Source organism: Rhodococcus sp. IEGM1339 (genome assembly GCF_050321925.1).
Lineage (GTDB): Bacteria > Actinomycetota > Actinomycetes > Mycobacteriales > Mycobacteriaceae > Rhodococcus > Rhodococcus pyridinivorans.
Genome location: NZ_JBNQFT010000001.1, coordinates 183,613 through 199,208, shown reverse-complemented (window position 1 = coordinate 199,208; position 15,596 = coordinate 183,613). Strand labels below are relative to the sequence as shown.

General features: G+C 69.5%; 12 protein-coding genes. 6 read left to right on the top strand and 6 right to left on the bottom strand.

Annotated elements, in window-relative coordinates:
* Positions 1–33 precede the first annotated feature (33 nt).
* Together ACQR3U_RS00965 and ACQR3U_RS00960 are read left to right on the top strand one after the other, a co-directional pair.
* The gene (locus tag ACQR3U_RS00965; RefSeq protein WP_006551321.1) at positions 34–744 is read left to right on the top strand and encodes a hypothetical protein; all 711 of its coding nucleotides are present in this window, start codon (positions 34–36) and stop codon (positions 742–744) included.
* 101 nt (positions 745–845) lie between these two features.
* A complete protein-coding gene (locus tag ACQR3U_RS00960; protein WP_230809487.1) occupies positions 846–1,775 on the top strand; it encodes a hydrogen peroxide-inducible genes activator in 930 nt (309 codons plus the stop codon).
* Between the two features lie 62 nt (positions 1,776–1,837).
* Here ACQR3U_RS00960 and ACQR3U_RS00955 read toward each other — a convergent pair whose 3' ends face one another.
* From ACQR3U_RS00955 to ACQR3U_RS00940, 4 genes are all read right to left on the bottom strand, one after another.
* On the bottom strand, positions 1,838–2,602 hold the full coding sequence (locus ACQR3U_RS00955; protein ID WP_006551323.1) for a LysR substrate-binding domain-containing protein: 765 nt from the start codon (positions 2,600–2,602) through the stop codon (positions 1,838–1,840).
* A gap of 41 nt (positions 2,603–2,643) precedes the next feature.
* On the bottom strand, positions 2,644–5,148 hold the full coding sequence (locus ACQR3U_RS00950; protein ID WP_230809486.1) for a DEAD/DEAH box helicase: 2,505 nt from the start codon (positions 5,146–5,148) through the stop codon (positions 2,644–2,646).
* 67 nt (positions 5,149–5,215) lie between these two features.
* Entirely contained in the window at positions 5,216–6,253 is a 1,038-nt protein-coding gene (locus ACQR3U_RS00945) for an alpha/beta fold hydrolase (RefSeq protein WP_006551325.1), read from the bottom strand.
* 174 nt (positions 6,254–6,427) lie between these two features.
* The gene (locus ACQR3U_RS00940; protein WP_219130261.1) at positions 6,428–7,450 is read right to left on the bottom strand and encodes a proteasome assembly chaperone family protein; all 1,023 of its coding nucleotides are present in this window, start codon (positions 7,448–7,450) and stop codon (positions 6,428–6,430) included.
* Positions 7,451–7,669: 219 nt separating this feature from the next.
* Between ACQR3U_RS00940 and ACQR3U_RS00935 the strand changes: the two genes are divergently transcribed.
* Positions 7,670–8,338 (top strand): DUF5642 family protein, encoded by a 669-nt coding sequence (locus ACQR3U_RS00935; RefSeq protein ID WP_230809485.1) that lies wholly within the window; start codon positions 7,670–7,672, stop codon positions 8,336–8,338.
* A gap of 169 nt (positions 8,339–8,507) precedes the next feature.
* On the top strand, positions 8,508–9,644 hold the full coding sequence (locus ACQR3U_RS00930; RefSeq protein WP_024100702.1) for a DUF4192 domain-containing protein: 1,137 nt from the start codon (positions 8,508–8,510) through the stop codon (positions 9,642–9,644).
* A gap of 19 nt (positions 9,645–9,663) precedes the next feature.
* Here the strand turns inward: ACQR3U_RS00930 and galE are convergent, their stop codons facing one another.
* Positions 9,664–10,656 (bottom strand): UDP-glucose 4-epimerase GalE, encoded by a 993-nt coding sequence (galE, locus tag ACQR3U_RS00925; RefSeq protein WP_175427942.1) that lies wholly within the window; start codon positions 10,654–10,656, stop codon positions 9,664–9,666.
* Positions 10,657–10,701: 45 nt separating this feature from the next.
* Positions 10,702–11,388, bottom strand: a complete 687-nt coding sequence (locus ACQR3U_RS00920; protein ID WP_006551330.1) for a metal-dependent transcriptional regulator — start codon at positions 11,386–11,388, stop codon at positions 10,702–10,704.
* A 103-nt stretch (positions 11,389–11,491) separates the two neighbouring features.
* Between ACQR3U_RS00920 and ACQR3U_RS00915 the strand changes: the two genes are divergently transcribed.
* Both ACQR3U_RS00915 and ACQR3U_RS00910 read left to right on the top strand, forming a co-directional pair.
* The gene (locus tag ACQR3U_RS00915; protein ID WP_006551331.1) at positions 11,492–12,763 is read left to right on the top strand and encodes an acetoin utilization protein AcuC; all 1,272 of its coding nucleotides are present in this window, start codon (positions 11,492–11,494) and stop codon (positions 12,761–12,763) included.
* 106 nt (positions 12,764–12,869) lie between these two features.
* Entirely contained in the window at positions 12,870–15,524 is a 2,655-nt protein-coding gene (locus ACQR3U_RS00910; RefSeq protein WP_230809619.1) for a bifunctional GNAT family N-acetyltransferase/acetate--CoA ligase family protein, read from the top strand.
* The last annotated feature ends 72 nt before the right edge of the window (positions 15,525–15,596 follow it).

Sequence of the window (15,596 nt, the reverse complement as noted above, 5' to 3'; positions counted from 1 at the left end):
CCCAGCGGCCGTCGGGCATGGCAGGCTGACGGCATGGACACTTCGTCGGCAGATCGGTCCGCCGGTGCGCGCTCGCGTCTCACCCTCGACGAGGCCGTGGCGACGACCCGCACGGGGGACCTGTGGATCTTCCGCGGCGCCACCCCGGCCGACCGAGCAATCCAGACGCTGACCAACGCACCGGTGAACCACGTGGGGATGACGGTCGCGCTCGAGGACCTGCCGCCGCTGATGTGGCACGCCGAGCTCGGACGCAGTCTCCCGGACATGTGGACCGGGCGGCACCAGCGCGGCGTGCAGTTGCACGACCTGCGCAGTGCGGTGCAGGTGTGGGCCGCGCGTTACGGCCAGCGCGGCTGGCTGCGGCAGGTCTCGGTGGCGGTCACCCCGGACCAGGAGGACCAGCTGCTGCGCACGATCGCGCGGCTCGACGGCACACCGTTCCCGTCGACGACGAAACTCACGGGGCGATGGTTCGCGGGCCGGCTCCCGCGCCGTCGCCGGGCGGCCGTACCGTCCGGTGGGCTCGAGAGCGCGTACTGCGCCGAAGTGGTGGGGCTGACGCTGGAGGAGATGGGGTTGCTGCGGCAACGGCACCGGGGGAGCAACTGGTACGACCCCGGCCGGTTCTGGAGCGGCGACCGGCTGCCGCTCGCTCCCGGTGTGGAGTTCGGTGGCGAGATCGAGGTCGTGCTGGACGAGGACGACCTCGCTGCCGGAAGAGCGGCGGGCTCGGCGTCGTAGGACCTGGCAGTCGGCGCAGCGAGCGCCCGTCTCGTGGTCGACGCACGACCGTCCGATAGCTGCGAAAGGTAGAGACGATAGGTCGCACTACACTGATAGGCGTGACCGATCAGAGCTACCAGCCCACCCTCTCGCAGCTGCGTGCCTTCGTCGCGGTGGCCACCTACCGCCACTTCGGCACGGCAGCAGCGCGACTCGAGGTCAGCCAGCCCACCCTGTCCCAGGGGCTGGCGGCTCTCGAGAACGGCCTCGGCGTCCAGCTCATCGAGCGGAGCACCCGCCGCGTGCTCGTGACACCGGTGGGAGCGCGCCTGCTTCCCTACGCGGAGGTGGTACTCGACGCCGCCGACGGCTTCGTCGACGCGGCTGCAGGAGTGTCCGACGGACTCTCGGGCCCGCTGCGGGTGGGCCTGATCCCCACCGTCGCGCCCTACGTCCTGCCCGAGATCCTGCCCGCACTCGACCGGGCGATGCCGGCGCTGTCGCTGCAGGTCGTCGAGGACCAGACCGCGCGTCTCCTCGACGCCCTGCGCGCCGGAACCCTCGACGTCGCCGTCCTCGCCCTGCCCGCAGACGTCTCGGGTGTCATCGAAGTGCCGCTGTACGACGAGGATTTCGTCCTCGTCCTGCCGACCGGACACGAACTCGCCGGGCGCACCGACCTCCCGCTCTCCGCGCTCGACGACGCACAACTGCTGCTGCTCGACGAAGGCCACTGCCTGCGCGACCAGACACTCGACCTGTGCCGGTCCATCGACGCGCGACCGGCACTCGGCGACACCCGCGCGACCTCCCTGTCCACCGTGGTGCGCTGCGTCGCAGGACGATTGGGCATCACCCTCGTCCCGGCCTCCGCGGTCGCCGTCGAAACTGCCCGGGGAGACCTCGAGGTCGCGCACTTCGCGGACCCGGCACCCGGCCGCCGGATCGGGCTGGTGTTCCGCTCGTCGTCCCCACGCGGAGTCGACTACCGCATCCTCGCCGACACCATCCGTGGCTGCGTCCCGCCGACCTGCCGCCCCGTTTCCTGACGAAGACCCCGATCAGCGCCGACCGCGGCAGTGTCGATCAATGCTTACCGCGGCGGTATCGATCAGCGCTTACCGCGCCGAGGCTTTCCGGGGCGCTTCCGCGCGGACGTCCCCGCCCGGCGGGACGTCTTGGGCTCGGGCGCGCGGCGCTTCGGGGTCGAGCCCTTGCGTTCGCCACGACGCGAGGTGCCGCCCGACTCGGCGTCCGGCTCGGAATCGCTGCGGCCACGGGAACTGTTGGCCGTCCGTCCCCGGACGATGCCCACGAACTCGTCGACGTGATCGGTCGTCCGGTCGGTGACCCACACGAGACCCACCTGGGACGCGGGCGCGTCGACGACGGGACGGTAGGTCAGGTCGCGGCGGTGGTGCAGGCGGGCGAGCGACTGCGGCGTGACGAGCACACCCACCTCCGAGGCGACGTGCGAGATCGCGTCCTCGGTGGTCGCGGGCCGCTCGAACGCCTCCTCACCGGGTAGGGCGACCCAGTCGAGCACGTCGTCGAGCGGATGCAGCACCGTCTCGTCGGCGAGGTCGGACACCGACACCTCGTCGACCGCCGCGAACACGTGCTCCTTGGGCACCACTACGACGGAGACCTCGGTGTAGAGCGGGATGACCGACAGGCCGTCCCGCTGCAGCGGCAGGCGCAGCAGCGCGATGTCGGCGACGTCCTCGCGTAGCGGATCCGCACCGCCCGTGGGTTCGACGGGGACCAGTTCGATCGGGACGTCCGGCATCCGCTCGTTCCACACCCGCACCCACTTCGCGGGGGTGACACCCGGGACGTAGGCCAAGCGGAAGGGTTGCACGGTCGGTTCGCTCACCGAGTCAGGCTACCGCTCCCGAGGTCCGCCGCCTGCGACGATCAGCCCTCGACGATCTCGAACTCGTCGAACACCACTTCACCGGCCGCATCGGACTCGCGGAGGTTCACCTCGCCGATCAACGCCCAGCCGTGATCGCCCTGCGGATCGTGCAGGGTCTGACGCACCCGCCACAACTCGGGACCCATCTCGACGGTGAACAGCAGCGGTCCACGCGCGTCGGGGCCGGTACCGATCTCGTCGTACTCGTCGAAGTACAGCTCGAGCAGGTCTTCCCAGTCCTCGGCGTCGAGACCGTCGCCGAGGGCCGCGAGTTCGTCCCAGCGTCGACGCGAGGCCAGTTCGACCCGCTTGAACATCGCGTTGCGGACCATGACCTTGAACGCGCGGACGTTCGCGGACAACGGGCGAGGGGAGTCGACGCCGAACGCGATCTGCTGGTCGTCGGATTCCACCCCGGGATGGGTGAGGGACTCCCACTCGTCGAGCAACGATGAGTCGACCTGCCGGATCAGCTCGCCGAGCCACTCGATGATGTCCTCGAGTTCCTCCGTGCGCGCGGCGTCCGGCACCGTCTGCCGCAGCGCGCGGTAGGCGTCGGCGAGATAGCGCAGGACCAGCCCCTCGGAGCGGGCCAGGCCGTAGTGCGAGACCATCTCGGAGAAGGTCATGCTGCGCTCGATCATGTCGCGCACCACCGACTTCGGGGAGAGGGGGAACTCCGACACCCAGGGATGCCCACCCCGGTACGTCTCGAAGGCCGGCTCGAGCAGCTCCACGAGCGGCTTGGGCCAGGTGATCTCCTCGAGCAGTTCCATCCGCTCGTCGTACTCGATGCCGTCGGCCTTCATCTGTGCGACGGCCTCACCGCGTGCGGCATGCTGCTGCGCCATGAGCACCTGACGGGGATCGTCGAGGGTCGATTCGATGACCGACACCACATCGAGCGCGTAGGTGGGGGAGTCGACGTCGAGTAGTTCGATCGCTGCGAGGGCGAACGGCGACAGCGGCTGGTTGAGCGCGAAGTCGCGCTGCAGGTCGACGGTGAGGCGGGCCCGGCGCCCGAACTCGTCGGGCTCGTCGAGTTGCTGCACCACACCCGCTTGGAGCAGGCCCCGGTACAGCGAGATCGTCTTGAGGATGTGCTTGCGCTGCGCCTGACGGGGTTCGTGGTTGTCCTCGAGCAGATGCCGCATCGCGTCGAAGCAGTTGCCCGGTCGCGCAATGACGTTGAGCAGCATCGAGTTGCTCACCGAGAACCGTGACTGCAGCGGTTCGGGCGACGCCGCGATCAGCTTGTCGAAGGTGCCCTCGCCCCACGAGACGAACCCTTCGGGTGCCTTCTTGCGCTGCACCTTCCGGCGCTTCTTCGGGTCGTCCCCGGCCTTGGCGAGGGCCCGGACGTTCTCGATCTCGTGCTCGGGGGCCTGTACGACGACGGTGCCCATCGTGTCGTATCCCGCGCGGCCTGCGCGACCGGCGATCTGGTGGAACTCGCGCGCCTTGAGCTGCCGGGTGCGGGTGCCGTCGAACTTCGTCAGGCCCGTGAGCAACACGGTGCGGATCGGCACGTTGATGCCGACGCCGAGCGTGTCGGTTCCGCAGATGACCTTCAGGAGCCCGTCCTGCGCGAGCTTCTCGATCAGGCGCCGGTACTTCGGCAGCATGCCCGCATGGTGCACACCGATACCGTGCCGGACGAGACGCGAGAGGGTCTTGCCGAAGCCGGTGGAGAACCGGAAGTCGCCCAGCGCGGTGGCGATCGCCTCCTTCTCGGCCTTCGTGCACATGTTCACGCTGGTCAGGGCCTGGGCGCGCTCGAGGGCCGCGGCCTGGGTGAAGTGCACGACGTAGACGGGTGCCTGATGGGTGGTGACAAGTTCTTCGATCGCTTCACCGATGGGTGCCTGCGAGTACGAGAAGGTCAACGGGACGGGTCGTTCGGAGCCCGAGACCTCCACCGTCGGCCGTCCGGTGCGGCGGGTCAGATCCTTCTGTAGGAAGGTCACGTCGCCGAGCGTCGCGGACATGAGCAGGAACTGCGCGTGCGGCAACTCGATGAGCGGAACCTGCCACGCCCACCCGCGGTCGGGTTCGGAGTAGAAGTGGAACTCGTCCATCACGACCTGGCCGATGTCGGAGTCCGGTCCCTCGCGCAACGCGAGATTCGCGACGATCTCGGCGGTCGCGCAGATGATCGGCGCTCCGGCGTTGACCGATGCGTCGCCGGTCATCATGCCGACCTTGTCGGCACCGAAGACGTCACACAGGGCGAAGAACTTCTCGCTCACGAGCGCCTTGATCGGGGCGGTGTAGAAGGTGCGCTTCCCGGCAGCGAGCGCGAAGAAGTGCGCGCCGAGCGCTACCATCGACTTTCCCGAGCCGGTGGGCGTGGCGAGGATGACGTTGGAGCCGGCGACGAGCTCCATGAGCGCTTCCTCCTGCGCCGGATACAGCGAGATGCCACGATCCGTCGTCCAGGTGGTGAACGCGTCGAACAGCGCGTCGTCGTCGACGGGGTCGGGTATCAGATCGGGAAGCAGCACTTCTCCAGGCTAGTCGGAAGGACCCGACCCACCGCCGCGGGTCGCGTGGCCCGGCGTGTAGTGCAGGTCAGGTGGCGCTGCGCTCGTCCGAACCCATCGCGCCGAGCACCGCCATGCGGGTCTCCGGGCCACCGCTGATCTGCGACTCGCTCACACCCGATACGAGGAGCCGGCGCCAGCGGTCGAGGTCGAACTCCAGGGGAGCGGTGGTCTCCAGGAAGTTCTCGACCACCCGCAGGAAGCGCAGCGGGTCGTCGCGGAACGGGAAGTGGCCGGAGCCCCGGAAGATCTCGAGACGTGAACCGGGCATGGCCGAATGCGCGAGATAGGCGTGGGCGATGGGGATGACGCTGTCGTGATCGCCCCAGATGAGCTGGACGGGAAGGTTCTCCGTCAGATAACAGCGGTCGAGCATGGTCACCACCTGACCGCGCCAGTCGACCACCGCGCGCAGCGTGCGCAAATACGCTTCGTAGGCCGTGGGGTCGGGGAGGTTCCCCAGTACGCGCACCAGATCCGAGGTGTCGTGCAGCAGGGCACCGGGCCTCAGTGGCGATCCGTTGACCCGGTTCAGCATCGCGCCGGCAGCGCGCAGGACGGGCATCGCCCCGGGCAGTCGCAGGACCCGCAGCGCTTCGCTGACGATCGGCACCGAGATCAGCCGCAGGGCAAGATGGACGTCCTTGGTGACCCCGCCGGACGCGACGAGCACCAGACGCTCGACCATGTGCGGGAACTGGTAGGCGAACTGCATCGCCACCCCGCCGCCGAGCGAATGGCCGATCACCGTGACCGATTCGATCCCGAGGACCGACAGCAGGTCGCGCATACCGTTCGCGTAGGCGGCCACCGAGTAGTCGGCCCGCGGCTTGTCGGATCGACCGTGCCCGAGCAGGTCGGGGGCGATCACGGTGTACTTCTCCGCCAGGTGCGGGATCACGTCCTGCCAGGTCGACGAGTCGTCACCGATTCCGTGTACGAGCAGCAGTGCGGGACCGCTTCCGGCCAGGCGGAACGCGCGTCGGTAACCGTGGATCGTGCGGAACACGATGCGGGGTTCGTTGTCCGGAACCGGGCGGAGTGTCCGGGCGCGCGGTGGAACCATGAGCGTCTCCTGCGACGTCGGTGATCGCGTGGTGGTAGTCAGGCTGCCCGACCCGTGGCCGAGAGCCGGACACAACTACCACTGTGGCATGTCGCCGAAGCGTACATGTCTGTATGTGACGTCGACAACGACGATTGTGATGATCATGAAACATCCGGCGAACCCGCCGTGGTGTCAACGCGGAGCGGAATCGTCCCCGTCGTCCGGGTCGAACTCGCCGAATTCGCCGTCGCCGGTTCTTCCGTCGTCCGGACCGGGGAGATCGCCGCCGGGACCGGCGCCGCGCCGGTCGTATTCGGCGAGGAACCGCTCGAACTCCGCCCCGATCTCCTCACCCGTCGGCAGACTCTCGTCGGTCGGCAGGGGAGAGGTCTGCTGTTCCTGGGCGGCGACGTAGCTGTCGTATTGCCGCTCGAGCGCGTGTACCACGCCGAGGACCTCGGCATTGTCCTCGATGTGCTCGTCGATCTGCTCCCGCACCCGCGCCGCGGCCTCACCGAGCGCCTGCAGAGACAGCTCGAGGCCGCCGACCTCTGCGACGTTCGTCAGCAGCGTCTCGGCGGCCGCCGGATAGTCGGTCTGGGCGAGATAGTGCGGCACGTGCACGGAGAAGCCTACGGACTCGTGCCCGTGCTGGCCCATGCGGTATTCGAGCAGCGACGACACTCCCGCGGGCACCTGGAGCTCGCCCGACCAACGGTGGTGCCCCGCGATGAGGTCCTTGTTCGTCGAGTGCGCGGTGACCGCCAACGGCCGGGTGTGCGGGATCGCCATGGGGATCGCGTTGAGTCCGATGGTCCGCCGCACCCCGAACTGCTCGGCGAGCAACCGCACCGCGGTGATGAAACGCTCCCACTTCAGATCCGGCTCGGCACCCGCGAGCAGTAGGAACGGGGTGCCGGCCTCATCGATGAGCGCGTACAGGTTCAGTTCGGGCTCGGCGTAGTCCGAGAAGTGGTCGGCCTCGAACGTCATGAGCGGCCGACGCGACCGGTAGTCGATCAGTTCGTCGACGGCGAACGACGCGACGAGCTCGGTCTCCAGACTCTCGCGCAGGTGCGTGGTCGCCAGGCGCACCGCGTGTCCCGCGTCGGCGAAACCTTCGAGACCGTGCACGAGGACCGGCCCCTCACCTTCCGGGGAGGTGAGCTGCGGAGCCGGGAATTCCAGCTCGTACATGCGGGACTGTTCGTCCATCTGCGAACCACTCCGATCACACTTCGTCTCGGCATCTCCGCCGGGGTCACCCGACGTGGCATGGTGGTGTTCGAGTCTAATCGACGCTACGACGACCGATTCCGGGGCGCACATCCTGCCCGACGTCGACGACCGAGGGAGGTTCGGGTGACCCGACGCGACACTCGTCCGAGGCGCCGCGCATCGGCCGCCCGAAGCGCGGTGGCGACAGCGTGCCTGATGCTCGCATCCGCCTGCTCCCAGGCCGTCTCCGGCGACCCCCGGCCCGAACCGGCAGCCCTGACGGGAACCGCGCCTGCACCTGCACCCGCGATTGTCCGGGCACCGGGCGAGCTGGTGCTTCCTCCCGAACGTTTTCCCGAACCGTACGTCGCGGTGGTCCTCCCACCGGAGGCCGTGGCGCAGGCAGCGCCCGACCTGACCGGGATCCAGCCCGGCTCGAAGGTCGATCCGGGCGGATGTCTGCCGCCCGCGCAGAATTACGGCCCCGAGAGCACCGCCATGGTGGTCGGTACCGACAACGCCAGTCGCGCGACGATCAGTGTCGAGGTCACCCGTTCCGCTCCGGACGTCGGCGAGTACCGCACCTATCTCACCGAGTGCTCGCAGGTGGACGCCACCGTGCGGGGGATCACCTCGACCGTCTCGACCGTCCTCGGCGACGATCCCGCCATAGCCGTCGATGGGGCCGAGACGCTGGCCCTGACCCGCACGGTCGACTCCGGCAGGGGATCGGGTGGCATGACGCAGTCGATGGCCGCGCGGATCGCGCAGATCGGGGACGTGCGTGTGACGGTCACGTACCTGTCCTTCGACGCGGCGCCGCCCGACGCCGACAATCTCGACCTCGTGTTCCGGGAGGCCGTCGACTTCGCCGCCCGCCCCTGACGGGGTCAGGCGCGCACCCTAACAGCGTTCACCGACGGGATCGTCCGTTCGGCACGGGTCGACGATGCCGGTCGCGGAGTTGTCCACAGCCGGCCGGTTCATCCCCAGAAGGCCGCGGAACGACCCCGGGAGTCGCTTTCCGCTCGGGCCGATGGGCCACGGTTCGAGCATGACAACTTCCACGCCTTCGTCGTCGCATCCCCTCCGTCTCACCGATGTCGGTGACGTGATCGCCGCCCTGCCCGCCCTCATGGGCTTCCCGCCGATGCGTTCGATCGTCGTGATGTGCCTGACCCCGACTGGTGACGCTCCGACCCGCCCGAACGGGAAGGTGGCGAGTATCGGCGCCGTGATGCGACACGACCTCGTCCTGCCCCGGCCCGGAGAGTCGGTCCCGGAACCCATGCGCGCGGCGTTCCGGCGCTTCTGCGCCGTCTGTGCCCGCGAGGGCGCGGAATCTGTGGTGGCCGTTCTCGTGGACGACGACCTCATCGACCGGCACGATCCGGTGATCGCCGACGTGTGCAGGCTCGTCGACGACTTCGCCGACCATCTCGACGCCGTCGGCATCGACCTGGCGGGGGTGTACGCGCTACCGGAGATCACCGGTGGAGCGACCTGGTTCGTGCCCGGCCAGAACATCACCGGCAGCGTGGCCGATCCCGGGTCCTCGGTGGTCGCGGTGGCCCGGGTGTTCGAGGGCAGCCCGATCCGCGGCTCCCGCACCGAGCTCGCCGCACTGCTCGCGCCGTATCCGCCGGCGGTGAGGCAGGAAGTCGCGCGGTGTATCGACGAGGTCGTCGAGACCCGCGACCGCGAGTACGAACGCTGTGCCCGCGAGGGCGGCGGCGAACGCGCCGACCGTCTCGAACTCGAAACCGTGCTCGCACACATCGAGACGTACGCCGGCGGAACGGATCCCAGCGCGTCCGACATCGCCGAGCTGGCCGTCCTGCTCGCCAACCGCACGGTGCGCGACGCCGCCATGGGACTTGCGACCGGACCGCTCGCACGGCCGGCGGAGCGTCTGTGGACCGAACTCGCCCGGGCTCTGCCCGATCCCGAGCGGGCCGATGCCGCCGCGCTTGTCGGCTTCGGCGCTTACGTGCGCGGCGACGGTCCGCTCGCCGGGGTCGCGCTCGCAGCGGCCCTCGAATCCGATCCCCGCCACCGGCTTTCGGATCTGCTCGACCAGGCCCTGCAGGCGGGACTGCGTCCCGAGTCGATCCGTGGCCTCGCGGAGACCGGACACGAGATCGCGGCGCGGCTGGGACTCGAACTGCCGCGCGGCGACGAACCGTCCTGAACCGGAGCCGTGTCCTCGATCAGCGTCGAGCAGCGTGCAGCCGGTCGCCGAGAGACCGGGTGAACTCCCACGCATCGGAGACGATCTCGTCGAGATCGGTGTGCTGGGGGTTCCACCCGAGCTCGGAGATCGCGCGGCTGCTCGAGGCGATGAGCACGGCCGGATCACCGGCACGGCGCGGCGCGTCGACCGCTGCGATCGGCAGGCCCGTGACTCGCTCGCACGCCGAGATGACCTCGCGGACGGTGAAGCCCTCTCCGCTGCCGAGGTTGTAGATCCCGTGGCGGCCGGGTTCGGACTTCGTCAGTGCCAGTACGTGGGCGTCGGCGAGATCCTTGACGTGGATGTAGTCGCGCACCGCGGTGCCGTCCTTGGTCGGCCAGTCGGTGCCGAAGACCGAGATGTGATCGCGCACACCGAGAGCGACCTGCAGCACGAGTGGGATCAGATGCGTCTCGACGACCCGGTTCTCCCCGGCACCGCCGTAGGCGCCGGCGACGTTGAAGTACCGCAGACTCGTCGCCGCGAGACCGTGAGCGTGCGCGTACGAGGAGATCGCATGATCGATGGCGAGCTTCGACGCACCGTACGGGTTGGTCGGCCGGGTGGGCGCGTCCTCGGTGATCGGCACGCTGTCGGGTTCGCCGTAGGTCGCGGCGGTGGAGGAGAACACCAACCGTGGGGTACCCGAGCGGCGGACGGCCTCGAGCAGGGCCAGGGTGGTCACCACGTTGCCTTGCCAGTACTTCTCGGGGAACTCCACCGACTCGCCGACGAGGGACTGTGCACCGAAGTGGAGGACGCCGTCGAAACGGGATCCGGAGAGCAGTTCGTCGGCGACGGCCGCGATGTCGCCCTCGACGAACTCGGCACCGGTGGGCACCGCTTCGGCGTTCCCGGTGGATAGGTCGTCGACGACCACGACGTCGTGGCCCTGCTCGAGCAACACGGTTGTGCACACGCTGCCCACGTAGCCGGCGCCGCCGGTCACCAGAAGTCTCACGCTGGACATCCCCTTTTCGCACGCCCGTACCGGACATGCGAAAAGGGGCCTGGGTCAGACCTGCTTCACCTGCACGGCGTGGGCCATCTCGTCGGAAAGCTCGAAGCTGTCGTGACCGGCCACGGTGATGGACACCGAGCCCGGTCGCGTCTCGACTGTAACCCGCGCGTCCGGGACCACACCGGCCTCACGCAGTCGCGCGATGACCTCGGGGTCGGACTGGACGTACTCCGCGAGCCGGCGTACCACGACCGCGGTCGGCTTGCCGTGCGGGATGTCCGTCAACCGCACCAGCTTCTCGTCGAGGACCGCCGTGCGGTCGAGGCCGAGCTGGGCCAGTCCTGGAATGGGGTTGCCGTAGGGGGAGGTGGTCGGGTTGTTGAGCACCTCCACGAGACGGCGCTCGACCTCCTCGCTCATCACGTGTTCCCAGCGGCAGGCCTCGGCGTGCACGTTCTCCCAGTCGAGACCGATCACGTCCACGAGAAGCCGTTCCGCGAGCCGGTGCTTGCGCATGACCGAGACCGCGAGATCGCGGCCCTTCTCGGTGAGCTGCAGGTGGCGGTCGCCGGCGACCCGGAGCAGGCCGTCGCGTTCCATGCGGGCCACGGTCTGGCTGACCGTCGGTCCGCTCTGTTCGAGGCGCTCGGCGATACGCGCGCGCAGCGGCACCACACCTTCCTCTTCCAAGTCGTAGATGGTCCGGAGATACATCTCCGTTGTATCGACCAGGTCCTTCACTCTCACACCCCTTCGTCTGGGCCGATTCTAACCGTGCGAACAGGACGGTGGGGCGCCCTCCGAGGCTCGCATGTCCGTGGGTGGACCAGTAGCGTCTGTATCCATGACCACGAGCTCCACCGCGGCGGGCGGTACGACACAGCTGAGCGGCGATCGGATAGTGGTGTGGAGCCCCGACTACCTCGACTACCGGTGGGGTCCGACACATCCGATGAACCCCACGCGTCTCGATCTCACGATGGCGCTGTCCCGCAGTCTCGGTCTCCTCGAAGGCGTCGAGACGGTCCGCCCGTCCCCTGCGGACGACACCGATCTGCTGCGCATCCACACCTCGTCCTACGTCGACGCGGTCAAGCGCGCGGGCTCCGCTCCGGAGGGAGCGGCACCCCCGGCCGACGCACCCCACGGTCTCGGCACCGAGGACAACCCGATCTTCCCCCGTATGCACGAGGCCAGCGCGACGCTCGCCGGGGGAACCCTCGCGGCCGCACGCGAGATCGCGAGCGGCCGGGCCCGCCGTGCGGTGAGCATCGGGGGCGGCATGCACCACGCGATGGCCGACTGGGCCGCCGGGTTCTGCGTCTACAACGACGCCGCCATCGCGATCTCGTGGCTGCTCGACCACGGCTACGACCGCATCGCCTACATCGACGTCGACGCCCACCACGGCGACGGTGTGCAGCACGCATTCCTCGGCGATCCCCGCGTCCTGACCATCTCCCTGCACCAGCATCCCGCGACGCTGTGGCCCAACACCGGGTGGTCCAGCGAGGTCGGTTCGGGTCCGGCCGAGGGCACCGCGATCAATCTGCCGGTACTGCCGGGCACCGTGGACGCGTTGTGGTTGCGCGCCTTCCATGCCGTCGTGCCGGGCGCGGTCGCGGCGTTCCGCCCCCAGATACTCATCAGTCAGTGCGGTGCCGACAGCCACCGCGAGGACCCTCTGGCCGATCTCTCCCTGACCGTCGACGGCCAGCGCGCGTCGTATCTCGCGATGCGCGATCTCGCCGACCGCTACTGCGAGGGTCGCTGGCTCGCCGTGGGCGGCGGCGGTTACGGCCTCGTGCGGGTGGTGCCGCGCGCGTGGACCCACCTGATCGCCGCGGCGCTGGACCGCGAGATCGACCTGAGCACCCCGGTTCCGGCGGACTGGAGCGAGCGCGTCGGCGCTCTCGCCCCGAGCGTCGAACTGCCCACGGTCATGGGGGAGGGCTCCGACGTCTCGTACCTGCCGTGGGACGGTCCCGGTGGCACACCGGAAACGGGGATCGCGTCCCTGGACCGCGCACTGACCCGCATCGATTCGGCGATCATCGCCACGAGGCGGGCGGCCTTCCCGCTGCTCGGCCTGGACCCGGAGGACCCCCGTGACTGACCGGCAGAATCCCTCGGCGGCACCGGACTCCGCGTCTGCGACGGGCGCGGCCCCCGCGCAGGGTGCCGGGACGACAGGGGAGACCGACCCCGCGCGCGAGGCGGCGCTGGCGCGCGCCCGCGACTATCCGCGGCACTGGGTCGCCGACGTGCTGGCCTCGGACGGCGGTGTCGTACACCTGCGGCCGATCGTCCCCGAGGACGCTGACGCGATCGTCGCCTTTCACAGCAAACTGTCCGAACGCACCCGCTATCTGCGGTACTTCGGTCCGTACCCGACGATCTCGAAGAAGGACCTGTTCAACTTCACGGTCGTCGACCACAAGTCCCGGGTGGCGTTCGTCGCGGTGCTCGGCGACGAGATCATCGCCGTCGGGCGGTACGAGGGACTCTCGCACGAGGGCGACGGTCTCTCCGCCGAGGTGGCCTTCACCGTCGCCGACGCTCACCAGGGACGCGGTCTCGGTCCGATCCTGCTCGAACATCTCGCCGGCGCGGCCGCCGAGAACGGACTGCACACCTTCGTCGCCGAGGTCCTCGCCGAGAACCGGCACATGATCACGGTCTTCCGGGAAGCCGGCTACCAGGTCAGCCGCAGCTTCGAAGGGGGAGTCGTCCGGCTCGAGTTCGCGATCGACCCCACCGAAGCCCTCGTCTCGGTCCGCAACGCCCGCGAACGCGCCGCCGAGGCGCGCAGCGTGCGCAACATCCTCGGTCCCGGTAGTGTCGCCGTCATCGGTGCCTCCACCGACAGCCGCAAGGTGGGCAACGCCGTCCTGGTGAACATGCTGCGCAGCGGGTTCACCGGGCCGGTCTACCCGGTCAACGCCGAACACCGGTCCGTCCGAGGTGTCCGCGCCTACCCGACCGTCCGCGACATCCCCGATGAGATCGATCTCGCGGTCGCCGCCGTCCCCGCCGAATCGATCGACTCGGTGCTCGACGACTGTCTCGCGAAGGGTGTCAAGGCCCTGCTCGTCGTCTCGTCCGGTTTCGGCGAGACCGGACCGGAGGGTCGCGACGCCGAGCGGCGGCTCACGCTGGCCGCGCGGTCGCACGGTATGCGACTCATCGGGCCGAATGCTCTCGGTGTCGCCAACAACGATCCCGCCATCCGACTCAACGCGACCCTCGCGCCCGTGCTCCCGGCGTCCGGCAACGTCGGTTTCTTCTGCCAGTCCGGCGCCCTCGGCATCGCGATCCTCGACGAGGCCGCCAAGACGGGTGTCGGACTGTCGTCCTTCGTCTCGGCCGGCAACCGCGCCGACCTGTCCGGCAACGACCTGCTGCAGTACTGGGACACCGATCCTGCCACCGAAGTGGTGCTGCTGTATCTGGAGAGTTTCGGCAACCCGCGCAAGTTCTCGCGCATCGCGCGGCGGGTGGCGCGCAGCAAACCGATCGTCGCCGTCAAGAGCGGCCGCCACGCGGTGCCGCCGGCGCTCGCCGCCCGGACGGGGGAGATGGACGACACCATCGTGCGATACCTGTTCGAGCAGGCCGGTGTCGTCCAGGTCGAGTCCATCGGCCAGCTCTTCGACTCGGCCCTGCTGTTCGGTTACCAGCCGCTGCCCGCGGGTCCCCGCGTCGCCGTGGTCGGCAACTCCACCGCCCTGGGTCTGCTCGCCGTCGACGCCGCCCGCGGCCAGGGTCTGCAGGCACCGGACGCGGTGGATCTCGGCGCGCAGGCGTCGCCCGAGGAATTCGCCGAAGCCGTCGCCCGGGCGCTCGACTCACCCGATGTCGACTCGGTGATCGCGGTCTTCGTCCCGCCGGTCGCCGTCGACGTCCAGCCCTACGCGCAGGCCCTGCGCGACGCCGTCGCCGGGTCGGAGAAGCCGGTGGTCACGACCTTCCTGGCGACCGAGGGTATCCCCGACGTCCTGGCCGTGCGCGGACCGGACGGCAACCCGACCCGCGGATCCGTGCCGTCCTATCCCGGTCCGGAACGAGCGGCGCTCGCCCTGGGGCGGGCGTGGCGGTACGCGAAATGGCGCAGTCGTCCGCCCTCGCAGGTCGTGCGACCGGCGGGCATCGATCCCGAGCGCGCCCGTACGCTCGTGGACGGCTGGCTCGAGACGACTCCCGAGGGTCGCTACCTGTCGGATACCGAGGCGGCCCTGCTGCTGTCCTGCTACGGAGTCGAGGTCGCGGACTTCCGCGCCGTCACCACCGAGGAGGAGGCGGTCGAGGCGGCGGACGAGATCGGCTTCCCCGTGGCGGTCAAGGCCACCGGTGCGCAGTGGCGGCACCGGCCCGATCTGACCGGGGTCCGGCTCGATCTCGTCGACGCCGATTCGGTACGGATCGCCTATTGCGACCTGGCCGCGGTGTCGGGGGAGCCGTTGATGCATGTGCAGCGGATGGCCCACAAGGGCATCGGTTGCGCGATCCGTGTGCAGGACGACCCGTCGTTCGGTTCGCTCATCTCGTTCGGTCTCGCCGGTGTGATCTCCGACCTGCTCGGCGACCGCGCCTACCGGGTTCTTCCGCTCACGGAGGACGAGGCGGTCGAGTTGATCGACGCGCCGAAGGCGGCGCCGTTGCTCTCGGGCTATCGCAATGCCGCACCGGTGAACAAGCCGGCACTCGTCGACTTCGTCCAGAGGATCTCGGCGCTCGCCGACGACCTGCCCGAGGTGCGCGAACTGGTGTGCGAACCGGTCCTGGCCTCGGTGGTGGGAGCCGAACTCACCGACGCGCACGTGCGGATCGGGCCCGAACCGCACCCGCTCGACCTCGGACCGCGCCGTCTGCGCTGACGGCAGTCCGGCGGCCGAACACCTGCCGGAGAAGGCACCCGAACGGCAACGATCCCCGAGAACCCAGCCCGG

Bases quoted from the DNA above. Each gene is read 5' to 3' on its own strand.
- ACQR3U_RS00930 (WP_024100702.1), top strand. From the start codon at position 8,508: ATGACAACTTCCACGCCTTCGTCGTCGCATCCCCTCCGTCTCACCGAT.
- ACQR3U_RS00915 (WP_006551331.1), top strand. From the start codon at position 11,492: ATGACCACGAGCTCCACCGCGGCGGGCGGTACGACACAGCTGAGCGGC.
- ACQR3U_RS00935 (WP_230809485.1), top strand. From the start codon at position 7,670: ATGCTCGCATCCGCCTGCTCCCAGGCCGTCTCCGGCGACCCCCGGCCC.
- ACQR3U_RS00945 (WP_006551325.1), bottom strand. From the start codon at position 6,253: ATGGTTCCACCGCGCGCCCGGACACTCCGCCCGGTTCCGGACAACGAA.
- galE (WP_175427942.1), bottom strand. From the start codon at position 10,656: ATGTCCAGCGTGAGACTTCTGGTGACCGGCGGCGCCGGCTACGTGGGC.
- ACQR3U_RS00940 (WP_219130261.1), bottom strand. From the start codon at position 7,450: ATGGACGAACAGTCCCGCATGTACGAGCTGGAATTCCCGGCTCCGCAG.
- ACQR3U_RS00965 (WP_006551321.1), top strand. From the start codon at position 34: ATGGACACTTCGTCGGCAGATCGGTCCGCCGGTGCGCGCTCGCGTCTC.